The 25,220-nt window shown below is 63.8% G+C and carries 25 protein-coding genes; 11 read left to right on the forward strand and 14 right to left on the reverse strand.

Features of this window, described 5'->3' with window-relative positions:
• Window positions 1-203: 203 nt before the first annotated feature.
• Window positions 204-743, forward strand: coding sequence for an invasion associated locus B family protein (locus tag NKI05_RS12795; RefSeq protein WP_023815711.1), 540 nt, complete (start codon window positions 204-206; stop codon window positions 741-743).
• A 55-nt stretch (window positions 744-798) separates the two neighbouring features.
• Here NKI05_RS12795 and NKI05_RS12800 read toward each other — a convergent pair whose 3' ends face one another.
• The 9 genes from NKI05_RS12800 to NKI05_RS12840 form a co-directional block, all read right to left on the reverse strand.
• Window positions 799-2,307: an aldehyde dehydrogenase family protein gene (locus NKI05_RS12800; RefSeq protein ID WP_023815712.1), complete on the reverse strand. Its 1,509-nt coding sequence runs from the start codon at window positions 2,305-2,307 to the stop codon at window positions 799-801.
• Window positions 2,308-2,327: 20 nt separating this feature from the next.
• Window positions 2,328-2,672 (reverse strand): cupin domain-containing protein, encoded by a 345-nt coding sequence (locus NKI05_RS12805; RefSeq protein ID WP_023712264.1) that lies wholly within the window; start codon window positions 2,670-2,672, stop codon window positions 2,328-2,330.
• A gap of 23 nt (window positions 2,673-2,695) precedes the next feature.
• A complete protein-coding gene (locus tag NKI05_RS12810) occupies window positions 2,696-3,037 on the reverse strand; it encodes a cupin domain-containing protein (RefSeq protein WP_023815713.1) in 342 nt (113 codons plus the stop codon).
• 21 nt (window positions 3,038-3,058) lie between these two features.
• Window positions 3,059-3,409 carry a cupin domain-containing protein gene (locus NKI05_RS12815; protein WP_023815714.1) on the reverse strand — a complete coding sequence of 117 codons (351 nt, stop codon included), beginning with the start codon at window positions 3,407-3,409 and terminating at the stop codon, window positions 3,059-3,061.
• Entirely contained in the window at window positions 3,406-4,680 is a 1,275-nt protein-coding gene (locus tag NKI05_RS12820; protein ID WP_023704269.1) for a glycosyltransferase, read from the reverse strand. Before NKI05_RS12820 ends, NKI05_RS12815 begins: the two co-directional genes overlap by 4 nt.
• A 10-nt stretch (window positions 4,681-4,690) precedes the next feature.
• A complete protein-coding gene (locus NKI05_RS12825) occupies window positions 4,691-5,764 on the reverse strand; it encodes an ABC transporter ATP-binding protein (RefSeq protein WP_023704268.1) in 1,074 nt (357 codons plus the stop codon).
• Window positions 5,761-6,552, reverse strand: a complete 792-nt coding sequence (locus tag NKI05_RS12830) for an ABC transporter permease (protein ID WP_023704267.1) — start codon at window positions 6,550-6,552, stop codon at window positions 5,761-5,763. The genes NKI05_RS12825 and NKI05_RS12830 overlap by 4 nt, the downstream gene beginning before the upstream one ends.
• 186 nt (window positions 6,553-6,738) lie before the next feature.
• Window positions 6,739-7,581, reverse strand: a complete 843-nt coding sequence (locus NKI05_RS12835) for an ABC transporter permease (protein WP_023704266.1) — start codon at window positions 7,579-7,581, stop codon at window positions 6,739-6,741.
• 94 nt (window positions 7,582-7,675) lie between these two features.
• Window positions 7,676-8,740: a polyamine ABC transporter substrate-binding protein gene (locus NKI05_RS12840; protein WP_352792412.1), complete on the reverse strand. Its 1,065-nt coding sequence runs from the start codon at window positions 8,738-8,740 to the stop codon at window positions 7,676-7,678.
• A gap of 235 nt (window positions 8,741-8,975) precedes the next feature.
• Here NKI05_RS12840 and NKI05_RS12845 point away from each other — a divergent pair, with 235 nt between their 5' ends.
• From NKI05_RS12845 to ggt, 5 genes are read left to right on the forward strand one after another with little or no spacing between them, the layout of a single operon-like run.
• Window positions 8,976-9,914 (forward strand): GntR family transcriptional regulator, encoded by a 939-nt coding sequence (locus NKI05_RS12845; RefSeq protein WP_023698838.1) that lies wholly within the window; start codon window positions 8,976-8,978, stop codon window positions 9,912-9,914.
• Between the two features lie 10 nt (window positions 9,915-9,924).
• Complete coding sequence (locus NKI05_RS12850) at window positions 9,925-11,208, forward strand: glycosyltransferase (protein WP_023698837.1); 1,284 nt, start codon at window positions 9,925-9,927, stop codon at window positions 11,206-11,208.
• A gap of 6 nt (window positions 11,209-11,214) precedes the next feature.
• On the forward strand, window positions 11,215-12,597 hold the full coding sequence (locus NKI05_RS12855) for a glutamine synthetase family protein (RefSeq protein WP_023698836.1): 1,383 nt from the start codon (window positions 11,215-11,217) through the stop codon (window positions 12,595-12,597).
• A gap of 2 nt (window positions 12,598-12,599) precedes the next feature.
• Entirely contained in the window at window positions 12,600-13,901 is a 1,302-nt protein-coding gene (locus NKI05_RS12860) for an NAD(P)/FAD-dependent oxidoreductase (RefSeq protein WP_031201307.1), read from the forward strand.
• A gap of 41 nt (window positions 13,902-13,942) precedes the next feature.
• The gene (gene ggt / locus NKI05_RS12865) at window positions 13,943-15,529 is read left to right on the forward strand and encodes a gamma-glutamyltransferase (protein ID WP_023815715.1); all 1,587 of its coding nucleotides are present in this window, start codon (window positions 13,943-13,945) and stop codon (window positions 15,527-15,529) included.
• Between the two features lie 22 nt (window positions 15,530-15,551).
• Here ggt and NKI05_RS12870 read toward each other — a convergent pair whose 3' ends face one another.
• The 5 genes from NKI05_RS12870 to NKI05_RS12890 form a co-directional block, all read right to left on the reverse strand.
• On the reverse strand, window positions 15,552-15,716 hold the full coding sequence (locus tag NKI05_RS12870; protein ID WP_023685717.1) for a hypothetical protein: 165 nt from the start codon (window positions 15,714-15,716) through the stop codon (window positions 15,552-15,554).
• Window positions 15,713-16,768 (reverse strand): ABC transporter ATP-binding protein, encoded by a 1,056-nt coding sequence (locus NKI05_RS12875; protein ID WP_023815716.1) that lies wholly within the window; start codon window positions 16,766-16,768, stop codon window positions 15,713-15,715. Before NKI05_RS12875 ends, NKI05_RS12870 begins: the two co-directional genes overlap by 4 nt.
• 11 nt (window positions 16,769-16,779) lie before the next feature.
• Window positions 16,780-17,613, reverse strand: a complete 834-nt coding sequence (locus NKI05_RS12880; RefSeq protein ID WP_023751730.1) for a carbohydrate ABC transporter permease — start codon at window positions 17,611-17,613, stop codon at window positions 16,780-16,782.
• A gap of 10 nt (window positions 17,614-17,623) precedes the next feature.
• Window positions 17,624-18,553, reverse strand: coding sequence for a carbohydrate ABC transporter permease (locus NKI05_RS12885; RefSeq protein WP_155923888.1), 930 nt, complete (start codon window positions 18,551-18,553; stop codon window positions 17,624-17,626).
• A 67-nt stretch (window positions 18,554-18,620) separates the two neighbouring features.
• A complete protein-coding gene (locus NKI05_RS12890) occupies window positions 18,621-19,934 on the reverse strand; it encodes an ABC transporter substrate-binding protein (RefSeq protein ID WP_023751732.1) in 1,314 nt (437 codons plus the stop codon).
• Window positions 19,935-20,171: 237 nt separating this feature from the next.
• Here NKI05_RS12890 and NKI05_RS12895 point away from each other — a divergent pair, with 237 nt between their 5' ends.
• From NKI05_RS12895 to NKI05_RS12915, 5 genes are read left to right on the forward strand one after another with little or no spacing between them, the layout of a single operon-like run.
• On the forward strand, window positions 20,172-20,849 hold the full coding sequence (locus tag NKI05_RS12895) for a beta/alpha barrel domain-containing protein (protein WP_023743084.1): 678 nt from the start codon (window positions 20,172-20,174) through the stop codon (window positions 20,847-20,849).
• Window positions 20,849-22,306 carry a xylulokinase gene (locus NKI05_RS12900; protein WP_023751733.1) on the forward strand — a complete coding sequence of 486 codons (1,458 nt, stop codon included), beginning with the start codon at window positions 20,849-20,851 and terminating at the stop codon, window positions 22,304-22,306. Before NKI05_RS12895 ends, NKI05_RS12900 begins: the two co-directional genes overlap by 1 nt.
• A 14-nt stretch (window positions 22,307-22,320) precedes the next feature.
• Window positions 22,321-23,613, forward strand: coding sequence for an iron-containing alcohol dehydrogenase (locus tag NKI05_RS12905; RefSeq protein WP_081727369.1), 1,293 nt, complete (start codon window positions 22,321-22,323; stop codon window positions 23,611-23,613).
• 7 nt (window positions 23,614-23,620) lie between these two features.
• Window positions 23,621-24,424, forward strand: a complete 804-nt coding sequence (locus tag NKI05_RS12910) for an HAD-IIB family hydrolase (RefSeq protein WP_023672931.1) — start codon at window positions 23,621-23,623, stop codon at window positions 24,422-24,424.
• 2 nt (window positions 24,425-24,426) lie between these two features.
• Window positions 24,427-25,209: a DeoR/GlpR family DNA-binding transcription regulator gene (locus NKI05_RS12915; RefSeq protein ID WP_023672930.1), complete on the forward strand. Its 783-nt coding sequence runs from the start codon at window positions 24,427-24,429 to the stop codon at window positions 25,207-25,209.
• Window positions 25,210-25,220 lie beyond the last annotated feature (11 nt).

Raw genomic sequence — 25,220 nt, forward strand, 5'->3', positions numbered from 1 at the left:
TCGCTAATACTATCCGAATCCCAGTGTATAGCGAGCATGATTGTTTGCTTTACACGTACAAGATTTCAAAGTTGTTTATTGTGACAATTCAGCAACAGTAATTTAGCCCGAGCTCATGTACCGTATTGGCTTCCCCGCCAGGCTCGGCTGTTGTATCAACGCGCTCGGCGAAACCCTGACACGACGAGGATCGGGTGGCTTCATTGCTGAGAACCGTTTGTGGCCGGGCCGCCTGGGTCGGCGCGCTATGGCTGGTCGTGACGGCAGGGTCGGCGCTTGCCGAAGAGCCGAAGTCAACCAAATCTGCCGAGACAAAGCCTGCAGAAGGCAATCCGTGGGCGCTAAACTGCTCCAGCGGATCAACCGGAACCGAGCTTCAATGCCAGGTTTCGCAAAACCTTACCGAGGCCAAGACGGGGCAGCGCGTTCTTACCGTTACGGTTCGCCGCGACAACGGCAATGGCAACCTCGCGATGCTGCTGGCCTTGCCGCACGGGCTGTTCCTGCCTTCCGGCGCCTCGTACCAGATCGACCAGGGGCAGAAGACGACCATTGCCATCCAGACCAGCGACCAGAACGGCGCCTATGCCGCGACCCCTTTGTCGGCGGACCTCGTCAAGGCGATGAAATCGGGAACCAACCTGAACATCGGCATCGAGTCGGTGACGCGCAAGCCGGTGACCATTCCGGTCTCGCTTGCCGGATTCACTGCCGCGATCGACAAGCTTCAAGCGTTGAAATAGCCGGCCCATCTCGGCAGATGCGTAAGCATCAGCTTACGTTATGGACTGGCCGGGCTCACACGTGCTTGCGGCCGCCTGTCTCGCGGAACCAGCTGTCGGGGTAAGGATACCACCAGTCCTGGATCGCCGGTCTGTGGTCGATGACGACCATCTTGGAGCGTCGGAAGGCGTCGAGTCCCTGGCGTCCCAGCTCGCGGCCAAGGCCTGATGCCTTCCAGCCGCCGAAGGGCAGGGCGTCATTGTCGATCAGCGGGTTGTTGACCCAGACCATGCCGGCCTCGAGCCGCTCGGCCGCCTCATGCGCCTCGGCGAGGTCGGTGGTGAAGACCGAGGCGCCGAGCCCGAACGGGCTGTCATTGGCAAGCCGGATCGCTTCGTCGAAATCCTTTACGCGGCAGATCGCTGCGACCGGCCCGAAACACTCTTCGCCCACGATCGCCATATCGGGCGTAACCCCGGTCAGGATCGTTGGCTCGTAGAACCAGCCAGTGTTGTGCGCCGGCGGAATGCGCCCGCCGGCAACGGCTATAGCGCCGTTGCCGATAGCATCATCGACCAGCCGCATCACTTTCGCCCGGGCGGCTTCGCTGACCAGCGGGCCGATCTCGGTCTTGTCCATGCCATTGCCGATGCGCAGCGCCCGCGTCTTCTCGGCGAACAGCTCGACGAAGCGATCGTGAACCGAGTCGACGACAAAGAAGCGTTCGGCCGAGGTGCAGACCTGGCCGGTCAGGTGGAAGGCGGCGGTGACGCTGCCGGCTGCCGCCACGTCGAGCGGCGCGTGCTCGCTGATGATCAGCGGATCGCTGCCGCCGGCTTCGATGACGCAAGGCTTCATGCGCTCGGCGCAGGCGACTGCCACGGCTTTGCCGGCGGCGACCGAGCCGGTGAAGGCGACAGCGTGGGTGCGCTCGGAGGCGATCAGCGCCTGCGCGGTGGCGGCCGTGCCAGGCAGGCAGGCGACCAGCCCTTCCGGCAGTGAACGGAACACCGTCATGTAGTCCAGCGTCGACAGCGTCGTCGCTTCGGCCGGCTTGATGACGCAGCCGTTGCCGGCGGCAAGCGAGGCCGCAACGGTCCAGCACATCAGCAGGATCGGGAAGTTGTAAGGCATGATGTGCACGGAGACGCCATACGGCTCGTAGCGCGCATACTGGAACGACCCGGCCTGCGTCGTGCCGGCGATCTTGCCGGCGTCGTCGCGCGCCATCTCGGCATAGTAGCGGAAGATCGGCGCGCAATTGGCGATCTCGCCGATCGCTTCGGGATAGGGCTTGCCCATCTCGCGCACCATCAGCTCGGCGCAGCGCGTGAAGTCCGCCGCCTCGATGGCGTTGGCGACCGCATGCAGATGCTTTGCCCGGCTCTTGGCATCGAGCTTCTTCCAGGCGGCTTGTGCCGTGGTTGCGGCACACAGCACCGCATCGACCTCACCGTCCGTTGCGGCGGAGATCGAGCCGACGGTCTCCAGCGTCGCCGGATCGATCACCGGTTTTGCCGTGCCGGTCATCGGCCGGTAGTCCGGATTGACGAAGAAAGCCGGCCGTTCAGCGGAGAATTGCATGGTCGTCCTTTCAGGTCCGCTCAGCGGATCATGTAGACTTTCTTGATGGTCTCATGGACGGTGCAGACGCCTTTCCAGTCCTGCGGGAAGAACGCCGCCGTGTCCGGCTCGATCTCGATGACCTCGCCCGATTCGTGCACATAGGTGCAGCGGCCCTCGAGGAAGTGGCAGAACTCGTCGCGGGTGACATGGCAGTGCCATTTGCCGGGGGTGCAGACCCACAGGCCGCATTCCGAACGGCCCTCCGGCCCCTTGTAGAGCAGCTTGCCCGAGGTGTGAGACTCGCCCTCGATCACGGTCGGGATGACGCCCCAGTCGACGAGGTCGGTGATGGCAAGCGGGGATTGCATGATGGGCGTGGTCATGGCGATTTCCTTTAAAAAAGTGCTCAGCGGCACATGAAGGCCTTGGTCAGTGTTTGCGTGATGGTGGAGGTGCCGGCCCAGCCAGCGGGGAGGAACACCAGCATGCCGGCCTCGACCGGGATCTCTTCGCCATTCTCGCGGACATAGGTCCCGCGGCCCGACAGGAAATGGCAGAACTCCTCGGCGGCAAAGGTAATCTTGCGGCTGCCTGGCGTGCACGACCACAGGCCGCATTCGCTTGAGCCGTTCGGGTTCTGCGAGAGGATCCTGCCCGAGGCGCGCGGCGAGCCGGCAAGCGTGTTGCTGCCCCCGCCCCAGTCCTCCAGTTTCACGGTCGAGGCCTTTGGCCAGCGCGGTGTCGGCATATTGGGAAGCTCCGTTGCTGTTCAAGCCAGCATGTAGATGTTGCGCATGGTCTCATGCACGGTGCATTCGCCTGTCCAGCCGGCAGGGAACATGACCACGGTCCCGGCTGCGACTTCTACCACCTCCCCGGCATCCGACCGGTACGTCGCGCGGCCGGCGACGAAATGGCACAATTCGTCGCGCGGAATCGAGAGCCGCCAGCGGCCGGGCGTGCAGACCCAGATGCCGGATTCCGGCTGGTTGTTGGGTCCTTTGTGGACAAGCCTGCCGGTCGAGTGCGACGCGCCGTCCAGCGCGTCGGACTGGGCGCCCCAGTCGACGAGGTCGGTGCGGGTGGAGGCTTGGTAGAGATGCGGGGCGGAGCAGGTCACAGCAGCGCCTCCAGCAGCCCGGCTGCCTTCTCAGGCCCGTTCTGGGCCTGCATCTGCGCCGAGGTCTTCGCCAGCCTGATCTTCATCTTGGGGTCAGTCAGGCAGGCTTCGATCCTGCTGATCAGCTGGGCGTCGCTCCAGTCGTAGCGCGGCATGCCGAAGCCGTGGCCGGTTTCCTGGACGCGGGTGGCGTTGTCGTGGCCGTCCCAGACATAGGGCATGATGATGGCCGGCTTGCCGAAATAGAGGCACTCTGTGAACGAGTTGTTGCCGCCATGGTGGATTACGGCATCGACCTGCGGGATAACTGAAGGCTGCGGAAACCAGCTCTCCACGATGACGTTGTCCGGCACATCCGTGTACTGGTCCTTGTAGCCGCCGACATTGACCAGCGCGCGGTAACGGGTCTTGCCCAGTGTTGCGATTATGCGCTTCAACAAATCGACATCGCCGGCGCCGAGGCTGCCGAAGGAGACATAGAGCAGCGGCCCGTCATTGTTCTCGGGGAAGGTCGGCACGGTATAGGGCTTTTCCTGCCGCACGCAGCCTTCCAGATACTGGAACTTTGCCGGGTCGAGCGGATGGCGGCGCTTGAACTTTGCCGCTTCGGGATAGAGCAGCAGATTGAGATAGGGCGAGGCCTCGAAGAATTGGCCGACGGGGTAGGGCGCTTCATTGTTTGCGGTGAGGAAGGCGTTGAAGTCGTCGTGGATGGGCTTGATCACCGCGTTGAAATGATCGCGGTAGCGCTGGTGGCCGACATGGTCGTTCTCGCCGCAGCCCGAGAGATGCGGCGGGATGTCCTCATCCTCGATCTCGTTTTCCGAGCAGGAAATGACGCGCACCCAGGGTTTGCCGAACTGTTTGATGGCCGGAAACAGGATGACGTTGTCGACGCAGATCACGTCCGGCTTGATGGCGGCCAGAACGCGCGGCAGATCTTTCTGCGCCCATTTGGCGCTGTCGACGATCGCGGTCCAGCAATCCTTCACGTAATTGTCGACCTGATCGTATGGCGATTTGCGGAAGTTCGGGATGTGGCCGTTGATGAAGTCTTCCCAGAATTTCGCCATCTGCTCGGGCGGCATCGGCTCCGACAGGTTCACCGGATGCGCTTCGAAGCCGTAACCCTTGTAGACATCGACAAAGCCCGGGTCGGACAGGAACACTGCCTTATGGCCGCGCGCCTCGACGGCTTGCGCGATGCCGACCGAATTGAGCGCCGGGCCGTAGGCCGCTTCGGGAAAAAACGCGATCGTCTTCTGCGCCATCAGGCTTCTCCTATTCTGCAAAAATTCTGACATCGGCGGCGTCCCAGCCGAGTTCGACTTGGTCGCCCGAGGAGACCGGCCGGCGGTCGGCGGCATCGGCGGTGACGCGCACCAGGAACGGTTTTGGCGACAAGGGCGTGCGGATATGCAGCTGCAGGTCGAGCCCGTGATAGGCCAGCGCCTCGACCGTGCCCGTGGTGCGGTTAGCGGTGTCGGCTGACGGGAACAACCGGATGCGTTCGGGTCGCACCGAAGCGACAGCGAAAGCGCCGGGTGTGAGCTTGGCGGGAACCTTGCCGGTGATGCGCGCGCCGTTCGCGGCGATCACGCCATTGGCAGACACCTTGCCCGGTACGAAATTCATCACGCCGATGAAGTCGGCGACGAAACGGTCGGCCGGATGTTCATAGATCGCGTGCGGTGTGTCGCATTGCAGCAGTCTGCCGTCCTTCAGCACCGCCATGCGGTCGGCCATGACGAGTGACTCTTCCTGGTCGTGGGTGACAATGACGAACGTGATGCCGACTTCGTGCTGCAGGCGCTTCAGCTCCAACTGCATGGCGCCGCGCAGTTTCTTGTCCAGCGCGCCCAGCGGTTCGTCGAGCAGCAGCAGCCGCGGCCGCTTGACCAGGGCGCGGGCAAGCGCAACGCGCTGCTTCTGGCCGCCCGACAATTGCTCAGGCTTACGGTCGGCGAAGGGGACAAGCTCGGTGGTGGCCAGAATGGCGTCGACGCGGGAACGGATTTCGGCTTTCGGCAAGCGCTCCATCTCCAGCCCGTAGGAGACATTGGCGCGCACGCTCATGTGCGGGAACAGCGCGTAGGACTGGAACATCAGATTGACCGGCCGCTTGTTGGGCGGGGTCCGGGCGATGTCCTTGCCGTCGAGCAGGATGCGGCCGCCCGTAGGTGTCTCGAAGCCCGCCAGCATGCGCAGCAGCGTGGTCTTGCCGCAGCCGGAAGGACCGAGCAGCGCGAAGAACTCGTTCTCGCGGATATCGAGCGAGATGCCGTCGACGGCGGTGACCCGGCCGAACGTCTTCGACACGTTATCAATGGCCAGCAGCGTGCGCGGTTCGCTCATGGGCCGATGATCCCACGGTTGATCCGCTGCGACAGGGTCAGCGCGGTGATCGATACCGCCATGACGATGGTCGCCAGCGCGTTGATCTCCGGCGTGATGCCGAAGCGGATCATGGCGTAGATCTGCATCGGCAGCGTCGTCGAGGCGCGGCCGGCACCGGCGGTGAAGAAGGCGATGATGAACTCGTCGACCGAGAGCGTGAAGGCAAGCAGAGCGCCGGCAATCACTGCCGGCGCGATGACCGGCAATGTCACACGCCGGAAGGTGGTCAGAGCCGAGGCGCCGAGGTCGGCGGAGGCCTCGACGATCGACCAGTCGAAACTCTTCAGCCTTGCGCGCACCACCGAGCAGACGAAAGCGAGGTTGAAGACGACATGGGCGAGGATGATGGTGTGCAGGCCCATGGTGAGGTTGAGCATCGAAAAGAACGAGAGAAGCGCAATCGCCAGCACGATGTCGGGGATGATCATCGGCGCGAAGATCAGGGCTTCGAGGCCTTTGCCATATTGCCGGCGCATCTCGACGCCGATCGCCAGCAGCGTGCCGAGCAATGTGGCGATTGCGGTCGAGACCAGCGCCACGATCAGCGTGTTGAGCGCTGCAGACAGGATGGCGCTGTTCGAAGTTAGCGAAATGTACCATTTCAGCGAGAAGCCCGACCATGCCGTCGGCAATCCGCCTTCGTTGAAGGACAGCGCCACCAGCACGGCGATCGGGATGTAGAGGAAGGCGAAGACGAGGGTGAGAATCGTCCGCATGCCGAGCGTACGGGTGAAGGAATGGGTCATCGCCGGCCTCCGGCAATTGGAAGGCAAGCGAACGACCAGAGTCCTTCTCCCCGTTCACGGGGAGAAGATACCGGCAGGCAGATGAGGGGCAGCGCTGAGCGTCGCAAAGGTTGACGCCGCCCCTCATCCGCCCCTTTGGGGCACCTTCTCCCCGTGAACGGGGAGAAGGCAAGAATTGCGCAGCGCTCAGCCATCGACGTCGCCCCTTGCCTCAGCCGCACGCCCCGCGGCGCGGTCGGCGGCGAGCGCCTGCGCCATCAGCACCAGAAGCATGATGGCGATCAGCGCCATGGCGAGCGCTGCGCCGAACGGCCAGTCATTGGCAGTCAGGAACTGGTCGTAGACGAGGTTGCCGATCATCTGGAAGTGGCCGCCACCGAGCAGCGCCGGGGTGACAAAATTGCCGATCGACAGCACGAAGACGAAGACAGCACCCGCAGCGATGCCGGGCACGGTCAGCGGCAGGATGACACGTCGGAAGGTGGTGGCAGCGGAGGCGCCGAGATCGCGCGATGCCTCGGTCAGTTCCGGGTTGAGGCGCGACAGCGGCGCGTAGCAGGCGAGGATGACGAAGGGCAGATAGTTGTAGACGAGGCCTGCGATGACCGAGCCTTCGGTATAGAGCATCGAGGGCGGTTCGCCGGTGTAGCCGAACCAGCGCAAGAGCTGGGTGATCAGCCCTTCGCGGTTCAGCAGCACGATCCAGGCATAGGTGCGGATCAGATAGTTGGACCAGAACGGCAGCACGGCGAAGAACAGGAAAATTGGCTGCCACCGGCGCGGTGCGGCGGCAATTGCATAGGCCGCGGCATAGCCGATCACGACTGCGATGAGCGTCGCGGTACCGGCGATACGTGCTGAGTTGAGGAAGATGCCGGCATAGAGCGGGTCGAAGACCAGCCCGAAATTCCCCAGCGTGAAGGTGTAGTCGATGCCGCCATAGACGCCGCGCCGGAAGAAGGCGAGCGCCAGCACCAGGGCGCATGGGATAACCATCAGCGCGGTCAGCCAGACCAGCGCCGGGGCCATCAGCAGAGAGGAACGAAGTCGGGTCTGGGACAATTTCTCGGGTACCGCTCAGGGCCGGCGGCAGAAGTGCTGCCGGCCGTGAAGTCTGCGCCGCTTACTGCGCGGCCTTGATCTCGCTGACGATCTTGGAATAGTCGCGCTGGGCTTCGCCGACGTCACGCAACTGCTCGAACTTGACGAGATCGGCCACCGGCATCGCCATGTTGGGGAATTTGGCCAGGAAGTCGGCCGGCAGGCTTTCCATCGCCGGCTTGTTCGGCACCTTGTAGTCGATGTTCTGCGCCGCCCAGGCGTGGTTCTTGGCGTCGAGCATGAAGTTGATGAACTTGAAGGCGTCGTCCTTGTGCTCGGACGCCTTCATCACCACCATCGTGTCGACCCACAGGTCCGAACCTTCTTTAGGGATGACGTATTTGATCTCCGGCTTGTCGGCGATGCCGTAATTGCACCAGCCGTCCCAGGCCTGCACCATCAGCGCCTCGCCGGAAACCAGCTTGGAATAGAAGGTGGTGTCGTCATAGGCGAGCAGGGTCTTCTTGGCGGAGATCAGGAGGTCCTTGACCTCGGCCATCTTGGCCGGGTCGGTCTCGTTGACCGAATAGCCCTTGTCGAGCTGCCCGGCGGCCAGCAGCCAGCGATCGGTCGCCAGCATGGTGGTCTTGCCCTTCATCTCGTCGGAAGGGGCGAGCAGGTCGCTCCAGCTCGTGGGCGCCGTCTTGACAAGGTCAGAGCGGTAGCAGAGGCCCGTCGTGCCCCAGGTGTAAGGCACGGAGAAAGCGTTGCCGGCATCGTGCGGCAGCTTGGTCGCTTCGGGATAGAGGTTGGCGAGGTTGGGGATCTTGGCATGGTCGATCGGCTCGGTCAGGCCAAGCTTGTTTAATACTTCGCCGAAGGGCGAGGAGACGAAGACCACGTCATAGCCCTTGCCGCCGGCGGCAATCAGCTTGCCCATGATCTCTTCATTGGTGGCGTGCACCACCACTTCGCCGGCAACGCCGGTGGCGGTCTTGAAAGCGGCCATGGCGTCGGGTGCCATGTACCCATCCCAGTTCGAAATAACGAGGTCGGCTGCGGCGGCCGGCCCCGAGAGCGTCAGGGCGAGACCGAGAGCGATTGAGGATGTATTGAGCGCACGGCGCCGCAGGCTGGTAGCGGTCATGGCAGTCTCCCATTCGGTTTGATCGTCGAAATCATTTGCCGGACCAAGGCCGGCGACGCGCGCGCCTGCCTCGATCCTGTTCCCTCGGTCTTTTCTCGCCGATTGTGCCGACAGTACTATTGCAGAAAAAAGTACGTCAATCCATAATCTGTCAACCGACGGAGGAATTTGGCCGATTGTCCCTGTTCCGGCGATCAGCCAGACCAATGCGCCACATTCGCATTCGAGAAAAGTCATGCAAGCCGTAGCCAGACGACCTCGCACCAACCATCTCGATCTGGCGCAGCGCATCCTGGATGTGGCGCGGCAGCGTGGCTTCGAGCCTGGCGCCCGCCTGCCCGAACAGCAGATCGCCTCGCTGTGCAATGTCTCGCGCACGCCCGTACGCGCCGCACTCGGCCTGCTCGCGGAACGGGGCGTGGTGCGCTGGGAGGCCGACAGCGGTTATCATCTGACGGTCGACCTCGCCGCCCAGCCCGCCATTGCCGCCGAACTACCCAGTGCGGAGGAAGACGAGCTCGCCGAAGCCATCCTGCGCGACCGCTCGGCGCGACGGTTGGACCAGACGGTGACCATCGCGGGGCTGATGCGACGCTACGACGCTGATCGCAAGACGGTACTAAAAGCACTTAACAAACTGACCGACGAGAATCTTCTGGATCGTGCGCCTGGGCAATCCTGGTTGTTTCGCCGCGCGCCGGACGATCCGGAGGCGCAAGGCGAAAGCTACGAGTTCCGCCTGGTGCTGGAGCCGGCGGCCATCCTGACGCCAGGCTTTCGGCTGGACGGGGCGCGGGCAGCAATGTTGCGGCAAGGCATGGAAGCGCTTGCAGCGCTGCCGGACGAGACATTCGACACGCGCGAGTTCCAGCGGCTGGACATGGATTTTCATGGCATGATCGCCGAGGGCTGCGCCAACCGTTTTGTGTCGGATGCATTGGCCGATCATCTCCGCCTGCGCCGGCTGCCGGGCATCTATTCCGGCGTCAACGTGTTTCGGCTGCGGCAATCGTTGCGCGAACACTCGGGCATACTCGACTATCTTGAAAGCCGGCAGTATGAGGTGGCTGCCGATCTGCTTCGCATCCACCTGCGGCTCTCCCGCAGCCAGCGACCGCAAGCAGCCAGCCGCGGAGCTCCCGCACTGTTCAGCATGATCAGCCGGCCGGATTGAAGAGGAATAATTGACGCGTAAAGCCAGCCCGACCATCGCGCTGTTTCCCGAAGCCAGTTTCGGCGCCGCGTTGAATTGCGTCGGTATCGCACAGGCATTGCGCGCACGGGGCGCTCGCCCCGTCTTCATCTGCCATGCCGGCTTCTCCGGCGTCTTTACCGACTATGGCTTCCAGGAATACCATCTGCCGACGGATGAGCCGCTGAGCGACAGCGACCGCCAGAGCTATTGGCAGGCCTTCGTGCGCCGGCACCTGCCGCATTTCCGGCTGAGCCCGATCGACCAGCTCGAGACCTATGTCGCGCCGACCTGGCAAGCGATCGTCGACACCGCCGTCAACGCCGAGGCGCCGCTGCGCCAATTGCTGGCGCGGCTGAAGCCGGACGCGGTGGTGCTCGACAACGTCATCATGTTCCCGGCGATCGCCGCCGCCGGCTGCCCGTGGGTGCGCGTCGTCTCCTGTGCCGAGACGGAACTGCCGGATGCCGAGGTGCCGCCCTATCTCTCGGGGATGGGTGCCGACGACCCGCAACGTGCGGCGTTCGAAGCGCGCTATCTCGCGGCCTCCGCACCGGCGCATGAGCGCTTCAACCGTTTTCGTGCGGATGCCGGCCTGGCGCCGTTGCCCAAGGGCCTGTTCCTCGAGACATCACCCGACCTCAATCTGCTGCTGACGCCAGCGATCGTACGGCGTGAGCGGGCCGAGCCGCTCGACCCCAAACGCTTTGTCTATCTCGAAGGCTGCGTGCGTTCGGAAGGGCCATTCGAGGTGCCGGTGTTTCCGCGCAATGGCGGCCCGCTGGTCTATGTCAGCTTCGGCAGCCTCGGCGCGATGGATGTCGGGCTGATCGAGCGCATGCTCGCCGTCTTCGACAGGCTGCCGGCGCGCTTCATCGTCAATGCCGGCGGCCTGCGCGACGCCTATCGCGCGGTGCCGGACAATGTCTATCTCGACGCCTGGTTTCCGCAGCCTTCGGTGGTGGCGAAGTCGGACCTGTTCATCCACCATGGCGGCAACAACAGCTTTTGCGAGGCGCTGCGCTTCGGCGTGCCGTCGCTGATCATGCCCTATTGCTGGGACGGTCACGACAATGCGCAACGCGCGGGAGAGACAGGTGTCGGCGACCATATCGGCCGCGACGCCTGGACGGAAGGGGGATTGGAGAGAGCCATTCTCGGCCTGCTGGCCGACGATGCGATGCGCGCCCGCCTCAGGGACAATGCTGCCAAGATGGCGCTGACCCCTGGAACGGATGTGGCCGCGCAAGCCATACTCTCTCTCATAGGTACGTGAACCAAAATGCAGGACAAAAATACCAACACCGCTCTCTTCACCGGCAACGATCCCAAGGCCTGGCTCGCCCAGCACGGCATCACGGAGGTCGAGTGCCTGGTGCCCGACATGAATGGCGTGCTGCGCGGCAAGGCGCTGCCGACGGTGAAATTCCTCAAGGCGCTGGAAGACCGCGCACTCTACCTGCCGAGCAGCGCTTTCCTGGTCAGCATCGATGGCCGCTACTCCGGTTCCATCGACGAAGGCTTTGCCTATCAAGACCCGGATATGCGCATGGTGCCTGATATGTCGACGCTGTGCCTGGCGCCGGGCGGTGGCGTCGGCAAAGCCTATGTCTTCGCCGACGCCTTCCACATGCAAGGCAAGCCCTGGATGGCCTCGCCACGACATGTGCTGCGCGCCGTGCTCGATCTCTACCGGAAGCGCGGTTGGCGCGCGGTGGTGGCGCCGGAAATCGAATTCTATCTGACCGCGCCCAATCCGAATCCCGACCAGCCGCTGACGGCACCGGTTGGCGCCAATGGCCGCGCCGAGGGCTCGCAGCATCCCTATGACATGGTGGCGCTGGAAGAATTCGAGCCGGTGATAAGGCGCGTCTATGATTATGCCGCAGCCGCCGGCCTGCCGCTCGACACGCTGATCCATGAGTCCGGCACCGCGCAGCTGGAGATCAATCTCTTGCACGGCGACGCGGTGCCGCTCGCCGACCAGGTGCTGCTGTTCAAGCGGCTGACTCGCCAAGCGGCGCAACAGAGCGGCATGCACGCGACCTTCATGGCCAAGCCGATCGCGGCGCAGGCGGGAAGCTCGATGCATCTGCACATGTCTGTCGTCGATGAAACGACAGGCGCCGCGCTGTTTGCCGACAGAGATGATGCAGACACCGAAATGTTCGGCCATTTCATCGGCGGCCTGCAGAGATATGTGCCCGAGATCATGCCGCTGTTCGCACCCAACGTGAACTCGTTCCGCCGCATCCGGCCGAACCACAGCGCACCGGCCAACATCGAATGGTCGCATGACAACCGCTCTTGCGGCCTGCGCGTGCCGGCAGGTGGCCGCGCCGCCCGGCGGGTAGAGAACCGCTTGCCGGGAGCGGATTGCAATCCCTATCTGGCGATCGCCGGTTCGCTGCTTGCCGGCTATCTCGGCGTCGAGCAGAAGCTGGCGCGCTCGGCTGAGGCCTCGGGCAATGCCTACAAGATCAAAAGCACGCTGCCGAAAACGATGGAGGAGGCGCTTGATCGTTTCATTGCTTGCGAGCCGGTGCGGGCATTGCTCGGCGAGGATTTTTTCCAGACCTATCTGCGCGTCAAGAGCGTCGAACTCGACCTGTTCCAGAGCGTGGTGACGAGCTGGGAACGCGACCATTTGCTGCTGAAGGTGTGATCATGGCCTCCGGCTCAACGGGTTTCAATTCGAGCCTCGATATCGGCAATTCCTATTATGTCGCCACCGCCAATCCGGCGCCGGACCATCCGGCGCTGGTGGGAGATGTCGGCGCCGATCTGGTGGTGGTCGGCGGCGGCTGCACCGGCCTGTCGGCCGCCCTTCATGCCGCCGAGCGCGGCCTGAAGGTGGTGCTGCTCGAAGGCGGCAAGATCGGCTGGGGCGCGTCGGGCCGCAATGGCGGCCAGATGATCCCTGGCCTGCGCAAAGGCGCCAAGGGGTTGGTCAAGCTTTACGGCCCCGAGCGGGCGAAGGCGCTGTTCGACCTCGCCTTCGAGGCGCGGGGCCTGGTGCTCGACATCATCGAGCGCCACGCCATCGATTGCGATCTGCGGCTGACCGGCCATCTCGTCGGTGCCGTTAATGGCTCCGACCTCAGGGATCTCGAAGACGAGGCCAAATGCCTCGAGAGCGTGATGAAGTTCCGCGACGTCGAGATCCTGTCGGCGGCGCAGGCACGCGGCAAGGTGGACACGCCCTATCATGGCGCGATGTATGAGCCGCTTGGCGGCCATATGCATCCGCTGAACTACACGCTCGGCCTTGCCCGTGCCGCCGTGGCGGCCGGTGTCGTCATCCATGAAAATTCCGTCGCGGTAAAGCTGGAGCGCGAGCCTTCGATCCGGGTCTCGACGGCGCAGGGGTCGGTAAGGGCCAAACATGTCGTGCTGGCCGGCGACGCGTTGCTGCATGGGCTGGAGCCGCGCGTCAACAGCCGCATCATGCCGGTCGGCAACTACATCGTCGCCACCGAACCGCTGGAGGGCAAACACAATGTCATCCCGGCCAATGTCGCGGTGTCCGACACGCGCTTCGTCGTCAACTACTACCGCATGTCGGCGGACGGTCGGCTGCTGTTCGGCGGCGGCGAGCGCTACACGCCATCGCCGCCGGCCGACATCGCCGGCTTCGTGCGGCCGCACATGGAGGCCACCTTCCCGCAACTGAAGGGCTGCCGCATCGATCATGCCTGGGGCGGTCTGGTGTCGGTGACCACGTCGCGGCTGCCGCATGTCGGGCACTATGGCGAGGTCTATTTCGCGCATGGCTATTCCGGCAAGGGCGTCATCCTGTCAACGCTGTCGGGCAAGCTCTTGGCCGAAGCGATTACGGGCGACGCCTCGCGGCTGGACCTGTTCTCGACGCTGACGCCGATGCCGTTCCCGGGCGGTACGGCGCTGCGGGGCCCGCTCTATGTGCTGGGGATGTTGTGGTACGCCATGCGCGACCGCATCAAGCATTGAAGGCTGCGGCCGGCGGGCGCGAAATCATTGGAGGCGATTGCATGCGTGATTTTCAGTCCCCCGGACGCTCGCCAGTTCGCGCGACAGAAGCGATGGCGGCGACATCGCATCCGCTGGCGACGCTGGCCGCCATCGACATGCTGCGCTCCGGCGGCAATGCCATGGATGCCGCTGTGTGCGCTGCGGCGGTGCAAGGCGTCGTCGAGCCGCAATCGACCGGCATCGCCGGCGACTGTTTTGTGCTCTACAGTCCCAAAGGCGAGGGCGATGTTCTCGCTTTCAACGGCTCGGGGCGTTCGCCCGCTGCGGCAACCGCCGAATGGTATCTGGAGCGGGGGCATTGCGAACTGCCTGCGGCCGGACCGCATGCCGTCACCATACCAGGCGCCATCGATGCATGGTGCCGGCTACTCGAGGACCACGGAAAAAAGGGCATCGACGCCGCGCTGGCGCCATCCATTCGCTATGCCGAACAAGGCTATGTCGTTCATGATCGCGTCGCCTTCGACTGGGCCGACGAGGTCGCCCTGCTCTCAGCCGATGAACATGCCGCGCGCATATTCCTGCCCGACGGAAGGGCGCCGCAAGCCGGCGATGTGCATCGGCAGCCGCACTTGGCGGACACCTTGCGCATCATCTCCAACCGAGGCCGTGCAGGGTTTTATGAAGGTGAAGTCGCGGACGATCTGGTGGAACGTCTTCGCGCGCTGGGCGGGCTGCATGCATTGGAGGATTTCGCCGAGACCCAAGGCGACTACGTCACGTCGGTGAATACGTCCTATCGCGGCTACGATATCCATCAGATGCCACCGAACAATCAGGGCATGACGGCGCTGATCATGCTGAATGTGCTTTCGGGCTTCAGCCTTGGTTCGTTGGAGCCGAACAGTGCCCAGCGGCTGCATCTCGAGATCGAAGCCGGCCGGCTTGCCTACCAGGACCGCGATACTTTCATCGGCGACCAGGATTTCGTCCAGGTCCCCGTCGAACAACTGCTGTCGGCAGCTTATGCGGAGCGGCTGCGCGCCGCCATCGATCCGGCCCTCGCCATGACGCATCTGCCGCGGCTTGAGCTGCCGCGCAGCGACACCGTCTATATCTCCGTGGTCGACCGCGACCGCAATGCAGTCAGCTTCATCAACTCGACCTTCGGTTCCTTCGGCAGCGGCGTCGTCGGTCCCAAGACAGGCGTCGTGCTGCAGAATCGCGGCAGCAGTTTTCGCCTCACGGAAGGCCATCCAAATCGTATCGCGCCGCGAAAGCGACCGATGCACACCATCATGCCTGGCATGGCGACGCGAGGGGGTAAGGTGGTGATGCCGTTCGGGGTGATGGGCGGCGGCTACCAGCCGTTCGGCCATGTCCATCTGTTGACCAACATGATCGATTTCGGGATGGACCCGCAGCAGGCACTGGATGCGCCACGGGTGTTCTACAAGGACAATGCCGTGCTGGCCGAGCGCGGGATTCCGGCTGAGGCGATCGCCGGCCTGCGTCAGCGCGGTCATCAGGTTTCGATCGCCGAGGAGCCGCATGGCGGCGGCCAGCTGGTGCTGATCGATTGGGAAAAGGGCACGCTCACCGGTGCCTCCGATCCGCGCAAGGACGGTTGTGCGCTGGGCTACTGATCTGCGTTGCTGGAATGCGCATTCAGAACCAGATCAGCCAGACAAGCTGCAGGATTACCAGTGCAATGGCGTCCCAGAAGATGAGTTCGCCTGTCGAGAACCAGCGCCGCGACCGGTTGAAGCTGTAGAACAGCCACCAGACCAAGGCTGCGGCGGCCAGCGGCACCAAAGCGAGCAGCGTGCTCACGGCAGTCGCGCTCCCGACACCGCATCGAAGGTGTGCAGCGCCGCCGGCGGAAAGTGTAGATAAAGCGGCTGGCCGGGATCGAAAGCGCGATCGACATTCACGGTCCTGACGATCAGCGCGTTGGCCTCGCTCGTGGCGAAGATCAGCACGTCCGGCTCGACCGGTTCGACGACGTCGACGGCAAACAGGATGGCATCGCCGGCAGTCGCGTCGACAAGCTGGATCTGCTCGGGGCGAATGCCGAGCACGATGGGACCATCAGGCTTTCCCGGAAGCGGGCAAGTGAAACCGCTGGCGTGGAAGACGCCGGCGCGGACATCGCCATCGAACGTGTTCATCGCTGGACGGCCGATGAATTCAGCGATGAAGCGATTGGCAGGCCGCCGATAAATCTCGCGCGGGTCGTCGTACTGGATCAGTGCGCCTTCGCGCAACACCGCGACCCTGGTCGCCAGCGTCATCGCCTCTTCCTGGTCGTGTGTGACGAAGACGAAGGTCTTTTTCAGCTCGCGATGCAGACGCTTCAGCTCGGTGCGCATGTGGAGCCGCAACAAGGCGTCGAGATTGGACAGCGGCTCATCCATCAGACAGAGGCTAGGTTGCCAGACCAGGGCGCGGGCCACGGCGACGCGCTGCGCCTGGCCGCCCGACAATTGCGAAGGGCGGCGGTCGAGGTAACGGGTGATTTCGAGCAGCTCGGCCATGGCGCGGACGCAGCGGTCGAGCTCGGCAGCCGGCATCTTTCGGATGCGCAAGGGATAGGCGATGTTCTCGTAGACGCTCTTATGGCTGTAGAGCGCATAGTTCTGGAACACCATGCCCATGCCGCGCAGGCGCGGCGGCAGGTCGGTGACATCGCGACCCTCGACCATGATGCGCCCGGCGGTCGGCCGCTCCAGCCCGGCGAGCAGCCGGCAGGCTGTCGTCTTGCCCGAGCCGGAGGGCCCGAGCAGCACGAGGAATTCACCGGGCTCGAAAGCAAGGTCGAGCGCCTGCAGCGCCACCGTCCCATCGGGGAAAGCCTTGGTGACGCCGTCGAAAACAATTGCCATGCGAGATCCCTTCAACCCTTGACCGCGCCGAAGGTGAGGCCGCGGACGAGCTGTTTCTGGACAAGGAAAGTGAAAAGCACGATCGGCAGCGTCGCCACGATGGCGACCGCCGCGACTTGGCCCCATAGCGTGCCATGCGGCGTCACCAGCCCCGGTATGCCGACGGTCAGCGGCCGCCCGTCGAAGGCGACGAGGATGAAGGCGTAGAGGAACTCGTTCCATGACAGGATGAAGCAGAGCACGGCCGTCGCGCCGATGCCGGGCGCGGCCAGCGGTGCAACGACGAAGAAGAAGGCGCCGAGCCGCGAGCGGCCGTCCATCATCGCGGCCTCGTCGATCTCCCTGGGGATTTCGGCGAAGAAGCCGCGCATCATCCAGACGACGAGCGACAGGTTGAAGGAGGTGTGGGCGATCACAACGGCGTAGATGGTGTCGATCAGGCCCAGCGAGGTGAAGAACAGGAACAGCGGCACGGCGATTGAGATCGGCGGCGCCATGCGCGTGGTCAGGAAGAAGAAGAACAGGTCTTCCTTGCCGGGAAAATCCGAGCGGGCAAAGCCATAGGCCGCTGGCGCGCCGATGACGATGCAAAGTATGGTCGACGACACCGAGATCAGCACCGAATTGATCGCCAGCGGCCAGTATTCCTTGTCGATGAAGACCGCCGGATAGTTGGAGAACGTCGGCGTAAAAGCCCATTTTGGCACCGAGGACAACAGGTCGACGCGGTTCTTGAACGAGGCCAGCACCATCCAGACGTAGGGCGTCAAGGCCACCACGACAGCGACCAGCAGCACGGCCCAGGCAAAACTGCTCCAGGCGCGGTTGGTGGATTGATCGATCATCGCAGCGCCCTCAAAACGACGCCGCCTGCTTGCGGCTCGACCAGTAGACGGCCTTGTAAAAGACGGAGCACAGGATCAGCACGACGAGATAGATCATGAAGGCGACCGCGGCGCCGTAGCCGAGGTCCCAGTTGCGGAAGTTGACGCGGTAGGCGTAGATCGACACCAGTTCGGTCAGCGTTCCCGGACCGCCGCCGGTCATCAGGAAAACCTTGTCGAACTCCTTGAACGCGTCGATGCCGCGCAGCAATAGCACCAGCGCGATGACGGGCCGCAGCAGCGGCAGCATGACATCGCAAAAGATCTGAAACGGTTTTGCGCCATCCATCATCGCCGCCTCGAACGGCGCGCGCGGCAGGCTCATCATCCCGGCGAGCATGATCAGGGTGACGAAAGGCGTCCACTGCCAGACATCGATGGCGACGATGGTCGGAAACACCAGGTCGGGTGCCGAAAGCACCGCCGAATTCTGCGCAAGCAGGCCGACCTTGCGCATGTAGAAGGTGAGCATGCCGAAATCGCCCTGCAACAGCAGCCGCCAGATCAGCCCGACGGCGACCGGCGCGATCATCATCGGGATGAGCAGGAGTGTGGTGAGAAGCCGCTGGCTGGCGACGAAGCGGAAGATCAGGAAGGCCAGCGCAAAGCCGAGCAGGAATTCCAGGCCGACGGCGATGATGACGAATTTCAGCGTCAGCAGGAACGATGCCCAGAAGAATGGGTCGTTGCGCATCAGCTTGCGGAAATTGTCGAAACCGACGAAGGCGCCCGCATGGCTGGCGTCGGCGAAGCTGAGGTCGGTCAGCGCGGTGTAGACCATGTAGTAGAACGGGCCGACCAGGAAGACGACGACGAGCAGCGTCGCCGGCAGCATCAAGAGCGGCCCCACCCCACGGTCGAGAAGCGGCATTCCGCGCGGCGATGGAGTGCGGTTCGTCACGGGCGTTTCCTGCGGACAAGAACGGCTACCCGCTTGTGCGGGTAGCCTCTGCGCGACATCTCAAGGCCTATCGTGCCGGATAGGTCATGGGTGCGCAAGAACCGAGCAGTGTCGAGATGTCGGTGGCGGCGGTGTCGAGGGCGGCCTGCGCCTCCTTTTCGCCGGCGAGGTAGGATGACAGTTCGCGCACCAGTATGTCGGTCATCTCGGCCGATTGCGGCAGCGTCGCCTTCGGCACCGCATGCTCGTTGGCCTCCATCGACGCCTTGGCGTAGGGCAGTTTCTGCACCTCCGCCGAGGCATAGACATCGGGCCGGCCCGAGGCGCCGCCATTGAGATGCTGCTCGAGCTGGCGGTCATAGCCCATCATCCACTGGACGAAGAGGAAGGCGGCCTGCTGGTTCTTCGAATAGACCGGGATCAGATAGGTCCAGCCCTCGACCTGGCCGATCTTGCCGCCGTCGCCTTGCGGCACGAGATCGAAGCCAACCTTGCCGACCACGGTGGAGGCCGTGGTGTCGACCGATACGGCATAGGTTGCGTCGTTCCACATGATCAGCTCGGTGACCTTGGCTTGCTGCATCAGCGCCATGACATCATCCCAGAAATAGTTGAGGCTGTCCGGCGGCGAGAATTGCAGCAGGCTCTTGTAATATTCGAGCGAGGCGACGGCCTTGGGGCTGTTGACGATGACCGGGCCGCAGGCCGAGCCGCTCTTCACGTCGAGCACGTCGCCGCCGAAGGAATAAAGGAAGTTGAGCCACTCATACCACAGCGCCTCGTGGCGCTTGCCCTGCAGGGCGGTGCCGTAAAAGCCCTGGTCGGGGCGATAGAACCATTCGGCGATATCGCGATATTGCTTCCAGTCCTTGGCGGGAGCGAGGTCGTAGCCATACTTGGCCTTGAAGCCTGCCTGCTCCTTGGGATCGGCGAGCAGGTCCGAGCGATACCACATGAACATGTTGAGCACTGTGAAGGGGAAGCCGTACTCCTTGCCGTCATACCAGGAGATTTCGTGCCAGGCGGTCTGGTAGAGCTGCTTCTCCGGCTCGAAGCTCGGATCGCGCAAAGCCGGGTCGGCCATCATCTTGGCGATTTCGACCAGATGGTTGTTGGTGGCGAACTTGCCGAGTTCGCGATGCGGCTGGATGATGACGTCGTAGCGGCCGCGGTGCGAGTTGAGATCGAGCTGCACCTTGTTGACGGCTTCCGAGTGCTCGTACATCTCGACTTCGACATGGATGCCGGTCTGTTTTTCAAACTCCGGCGCCATCTTCTTCAGCGCTTCGAGCGGCGGCAGCGCCTCGCCGACCATGCGGATGGTCTGGCCGCTATAGGGTTTCGACGCCTCTTTCAGATCCCACGCGGCCGCTTGTGTCACTTGCCACGTCAGGGGCCACACAAATACGGCTGCGACGAGCAGTCTGGACGCAGTACGTCTCAGCGGCTTGAGCATTCTTCCCTCTCCCTAGAAGTCGTGCCTGGCGGGCTGGCGCCCGTTCTGTCATAAAATGTGTGGTACTGCAAATCAAAATGTGGCACCTTGCAACAAATGGCTGGGAGGTGTTAACAGACCGGCAGCAAACCGGCTTTCCCGACCAGGCGAGGGACCTTTCGGATGGACTTCATCTTCATGCTGACGCGCAACGATCGCACGGTCGAGGACTGTCTCGACCTGGTCGAATTGATTGAGCCGGTCGGCCTGAAGCATGTCGGCTTCAAGGATATTGGCGTCGCGCCGGATGTGCTGCGCAAGCTCGCTGTCGCCATTGGCCGGACAGGCGCCACCACTTACATGGAAGTTGTCTCGACGACGGCTGAGGCCTGCCTTAATTCCGCGCGCATCGCCAGGGATCTCGGCGTCCGGCGCCTGCTCGGTGGAACCCAGGTCGACGAGATCATGGCGTTGCTGGAGGGGAGCGGCACCGAATACTACCCTTTTCCGGGTCGGCCGGTCGGCCATCCGACCAAGCTCGGCGGTTCGGCCGAGGATGTCGAGGCCGACTGCCGCGCCTTCGCCGAGAAGGGTTGTGCGGGATGCGACATCCTCGCCTATCGCGCCACCGAGGCCGACCCGGCCGAACTGGTGCGCGCAGCCCGGCGCGGGCTTGGTCCGTCGCGGCATCTGATCGTCGCCGGCGCCGTGGCATCAGCCGATCGGATCAAGGCGATCAAGCTGGCCGGCGCCAACGCTTTTACCATTGGCACAGCGGTGTTCGACGGTTCCTATTCGCCGACGAAAGGTTCTATCCTCTCGCAACTGCGGGATGTTCTCGCGGATTGCGAGCGTGTCTAATGCCAGTCATCGGCATCGATCTCGGCACACAAAGCCTGAAGGCGATCGTTGTCGATGACGAATTGCGGCTGCGTGGCGAGGCCGCTGTGTTGTACCAGCCGGCCTTCCCGGCGCCCGGCTGGGCCGAACAGAATCCGGCGCTGTGGCTGGCGGCGCTCAAGCCGGCCATTGCCGGCGCGCTCGACAAGGCTGGGCTTGCGCCGTCCGACATCAAGGGCATTGCCATTGCCGGCCAACTCGACGGCTGTGTTGCGGTCGACAGCAGCGGCCAGGCCCTGACGCCGTGCATCATCTGGATGGATCGGCGCGCGGCGGCAGAGATCGCCGCCATCGATCCGGACTTCATCCGCGAGCGCACCGGTCTCGTTCTGGACGCCACGCATATGGCGGCGAAAATCCGCTGGGCCGCGCGCAACCTGCCCGAAGCGCGCCGAGTGGCGCTCTGGCATCAACCGGTATCATTCGTGGTCGCAGCGTTGTGCGGTCGTGCCGTCATCGATCACGCGCTGGCCTCGACGACCATGCTCTATGGGCTGAAGGAGCACAACTATGCCGGCGATCTGCTGGCGGCCTTCGACATCGATGCAGATAAATTGCCCGGCATCGACGATGCATCTGAGATCGCCGGCGCCTTGACCCACGCCGGCGCCGAGCTCACCGGTCTGCCTGTGGGCACGCCGCTGGCGGTCGGCACCGGCGATGATTTTTCGGCCGCCATAGGCGCCGGGGTTGTCGTGCCCGGTGTCGTCGCCTGCAATCTCGGCACGGCCGAAGTGGTCGGCGCGGTGTCCGGCACGCTTCGCCTCGACCCCGGCGGCCTGGTCGAGACCCATGGCTTTCTCGGCAACGGCTATTTCATCTCCAATCCCGGATGGCTCTCGGGCGGCGCGGTGACGTGGTTTCTAACAACCTTCGGCGTCGATTCGCCGGCGGCGATGTCGGAACTGGCGGCGACGGTGGTTGCCGGCAGCGACGATTTGCTGTTCTTGCCCGCGTTGTCCGGTGCCATGGCGCCGCGCTGGATCGCCGAAGCGCGTGCCGCTTTCTACGGCCTGACATCCTTCCACGGCAAAGCCGCTTGTGCCCGTGCCGTGCTGGAGGGCTGTGCCTTTGCCATGCGCGACGTGGTCGACCGGCTGGACGATCTCGATATCGCGACGGATCGCATCCGGCTCTCAGGCGGTGGCGCGCGCAGCCGGGTATGGGCGCAAATCCGTGCCGATGTCAGCGGCAGGCCGGTCGAGATCGCGGGTGCGGCCGATGCCTCGCCGATCGGTGCGGCAATCCTTGCCGCCGCAGCCATCGGCCTTACCTCCTCAGTGCAGCAGGCGGCTGAAAGGCTGGCCGGCCACATCGAGACGATCGACCCTGATCCTTCCGCCAAGGCCGCCTACGACAGAAGTTACCGCCGGTATCGCACCTTGTTCGATGCCCTGACCCCGCTTCATGCTGACTGACCGGACTGCATCCTATGTCCAGACAAATGCTCGATCGCCTTATTGCCGGCACGCTGCCTGACCCGGACAGCCAGGGAATGCTGTCGGTGCCGCTGAAGACCATCGTCATAGGGCGCGGTCTCGGCGATGAAGCCGATGCGCTGGTCAAGCCGCTGCCGCTCGGCCGCAGGCTCGCCGTTGTCATGGATCCCGACACAAGGCTGGCTCTCGGCGAGAGAGTGTCGATTGCGCTGCGCGGCTCCAGCGATGTCGACAAGATCATCCTGCCGCGCCATCCGCATCCCGACATGGACGCCGTGCGATCGGTGATCGCCCGCACGAAAGACGCCAGCGGTCTGGTCGCGGTCGGATCGGGCTCGATCAATGACATCACCAAATATGCCGCCCATCTGACCCAAAAGCCCTATGCGGTGTTCGGCACCGCGCCGTCGATGAACGGCTACACCTCGGTGTCTGCGGCAATCACAGAGGACGGCCTGAAGAAATCGCTGACGGCGAGCCTGCCGGTCGGTGTCTTCCTCGATCTCGATGTCATGGCGCGAGCGCCGCACCGGCTGATCGCTGCCGGCTTCGGCGATTCGATGGCGCGGCCGACCGCGCAGACCGATTGGCTGATGGCGCATCTGTTGCTCGGCACGCCCTACCGGGAGGCGCCGTTCATGCTTCTGGCTGAGGACGAGGAGGCGCTTATCGCCAAAGCCGGCGAACTCGGGACCGGCGACCTTGAGGCGATGGAAGTGCTGGTGCGCACGCTGGTCATGTCCGGTCTCGGCATGACACTGTGCGGCGGCTCTTATCCGGCCAGCCAGGGCGAACATCTGATCGCCCACTATATCGACATGCGGGGCCAGGGATTGCCTGAGGCGCATCACGGCGAACACATAGCGGTGACGACGTTGACGATGGCGCGGCTGCAGGAGCGCGTGCTGGCACTGCCGGAGCTGCAGCTCGCGCCGTCCGCGGATACGCCAGAACGCTTCATCGAGATCTTCGGCGAAACGCTCGGACGTTCCTGCTGGGCGGCATTCAAGCCCAAGCTGCTGGACCGCGAACGGGCAAACGCCATCAACACCATGCTGGCCAAGCAATGGCGCTCGCATCGTGAAAGGCTGGTGCGGGTGGCACGCCCGGCGCGCGAGATCGCGGCAGCACTGCGCGCCGCCGGCGCGCCGACCACGCCGCAGGAGGTTGCCATACCGGCTGGCTTCTACGACGAGGCGGTCGCCAATGCCCGGCTGATCCGCGACAGGTTCACCATGCTCGACGTCGCGGCTGCCTCGCTCGAAACGGTTGCGGCGGGAGCCTGAGCGGGTGCTGCGTCCGCTTGCCGACTTCACCGCGCTAGACCGGCGCAACATCGCCGTCGTTCTGACCGATATCGACGACACCTTGACCGACAAGGGACGGCTGCCGGCAAAAGCCTATGCGGCGCTCGAGCGGCTGAAGCAGGCCGGCTTCCTTGTCGCGCCGGTGACCGGCCGCCCTGCCGGCTGGTGCGACCTGATCGCGCGGCAATGGCCGGTCGATGGCGTGATCGGCGAGAACGGCGCTTTCTATTTCCGCTATGACGGCACTGCCAAGCGCATCGTTCGTCACTATGCCAGGAGTGCCGGGGAAAGGCAGGCTGACGCGGCGCGCCTGCGCGAGATCGAACGCGCCGTGCTCGCGGAAATTCCGGGTGCGGCGGTCGCCGCTGACCAGGCCTATCGCGAAGCCGATTTGGCGATCGATTTTCGCGAGGATGTCGCGCCGCTGCCCAAATCTGAAGTGCTGAAGATCGTCGCTATCTTTCAGCGCTATGGAGCGGCGGCGAAAATCTCGTCCATCCATGTCAATGGCTGGTTCGGCAAATACGACAAACTGTCAACAAGCCGGCTATTCTTGCGCGACTGTTTTGGTATAGACATAGACCACGACAAGGACAGCATTGTCTTCGTCGGCGATAGTCCAAACGATGCACCAATGTTCGGCTTCTTCCCCAACAGCGTCGGCGTCGCTAATGTGCTGGACTTCGCCGGCGAGCTTCCGGCGTCTCCCGCCTTCGTCACAAGCGGGCGCGGCGCGGAGGGATTTGCCGAGCTTGGCGACGCGCTGATTGCTGCAAAGGGAATGGAATAGTCATGGACCAAGGCCGACTGACGAAGAAGGAGCGGCACGCGCTTATCCTTTCGGAAGTGCGCCGGTCGGCGTCGATACGCATCTCCAAGCTCGCACGGCGCATCGGCGTCGCCGGCGAGACCATCCGCCGCGATCTCATCGAACTCGGCGATGCCGGGCTGATCAACCGCACCTATGGCGGTGCGACGATCTCGCTGGTGACATCAGAACCGGTGATTTCCGAGCGTGGCCTGACCCTGATCGAGGAGCGCGCCCGCATCGGCCGCGGCGCGGCAAGCCTTGTCGAGAAGGGCCAGATCGTGATGATCGATGGCGGTTCGACCACCTATGAGGTGGCGCGCAACCTTTCGCAGCTGAAGCGCGACCTGACCATCATCACCAATTCCACCGGAGTGGCCTCTGTGGCCGGCGCCAATCCGACCTTTCGGGTGCTGCTCTGCCCCGGGACCTATGATAGCCGGGAAGGCAGCGTGTTGGGCGAAGACACCGTCGAGTTCCTGCGCCGCTACAATGCCGACGTCGCCATTATCGGGGCATCGGGGATAAGCGCCGATGGTCCGAGCGACATGATCTCGGGTGCCGCAGCCGTTAAACGCGCGATGATATCGCGTTCATTGTCGACGGTGCTGGTGGTGACCCACGACAAGTTTGGCCGCAGCAGTCTCGAACGCATCTGCGGGCTCGATGACATTGCCGATATCGTCACCGACAGCGAACCGAAGGCCGACCTGCGCACTGCTGCCGAACAGGCGGGCACGGAGCTGCATGTGTTTGCCGCCGGCTGATCAGCAACTGC

Origin of the sequence: Mesorhizobium sp. M0771, assembly GCF_040320155.1 — a bacterium.
In the GTDB taxonomy this organism is placed as follows: domain Bacteria; phylum Pseudomonadota; class Alphaproteobacteria; order Rhizobiales; family Rhizobiaceae; genus Mesorhizobium.

Coding starts and splice junctions, on each gene's coding strand:
- ggt (WP_023815715.1), top strand. CDS start 13,943: ATGCGTGATTTTCAGTCCCCCGGACGCTCGCCAGTTCGCGCGACAGAA.
- NKI05_RS12875 (WP_023815716.1), bottom strand. CDS start 16,768: ATGGCAATTGTTTTCGACGGCGTCACCAAGGCTTTCCCCGATGGGACG.
- NKI05_RS12915 (WP_023672930.1), top strand. CDS start 24,427: ATGGACCAAGGCCGACTGACGAAGAAGGAGCGGCACGCGCTTATCCTT.
- NKI05_RS12830 (WP_023704267.1), bottom strand. CDS start 6,552: ATGACCCATTCCTTCACCCGTACGCTCGGCATGCGGACGATTCTCACC.
- NKI05_RS12825 (WP_023704268.1), bottom strand. CDS start 5,764: ATGAGCGAACCGCGCACGCTGCTGGCCATTGATAACGTGTCGAAGACG.
- NKI05_RS12845 (WP_023698838.1), top strand. CDS start 8,976: ATGCAAGCCGTAGCCAGACGACCTCGCACCAACCATCTCGATCTGGCG.
- NKI05_RS12855 (WP_023698836.1), top strand. CDS start 11,215: ATGCAGGACAAAAATACCAACACCGCTCTCTTCACCGGCAACGATCCC.
- NKI05_RS12895 (WP_023743084.1), top strand. CDS start 20,172: ATGGACTTCATCTTCATGCTGACGCGCAACGATCGCACGGTCGAGGAC.
- NKI05_RS12835 (WP_023704266.1), bottom strand. CDS start 7,581: ATGGCCCCGGCGCTGGTCTGGCTGACCGCGCTGATGGTTATCCCATGC.
- NKI05_RS12860 (WP_031201307.1), top strand. CDS start 12,600: ATGGCCTCCGGCTCAACGGGTTTCAATTCGAGCCTCGATATCGGCAAT.
- NKI05_RS12900 (WP_023751733.1), top strand. CDS start 20,849: ATGCCAGTCATCGGCATCGATCTCGGCACACAAAGCCTGAAGGCGATC.
- NKI05_RS12820 (WP_023704269.1), bottom strand. CDS start 4,680: ATGGCGCAGAAGACGATCGCGTTTTTTCCCGAAGCGGCCTACGGCCCG.
- NKI05_RS12805 (WP_023712264.1), bottom strand. CDS start 2,672: ATGACCACGCCCATCATGCAATCCCCGCTTGCCATCACCGACCTCGTC.
- NKI05_RS12880 (WP_023751730.1), bottom strand. CDS start 17,613: ATGATCGATCAATCCACCAACCGCGCCTGGAGCAGTTTTGCCTGGGCC.
- NKI05_RS12840 (WP_352792412.1), bottom strand. CDS start 8,740: ATGACCGCTACCAGCCTGCGGCGCCGTGCGCTCAATACATCCTCAATC.
- NKI05_RS12810 (WP_023815713.1), bottom strand. CDS start 3,037: ATGCCGACACCGCGCTGGCCAAAGGCCTCGACCGTGAAACTGGAGGAC.
- NKI05_RS12800 (WP_023815712.1), bottom strand. CDS start 2,307: ATGCAATTCTCCGCTGAACGGCCGGCTTTCTTCGTCAATCCGGACTAC.
- NKI05_RS12905 (WP_081727369.1), top strand. CDS start 22,321: ATGTCCAGACAAATGCTCGATCGCCTTATTGCCGGCACGCTGCCTGAC.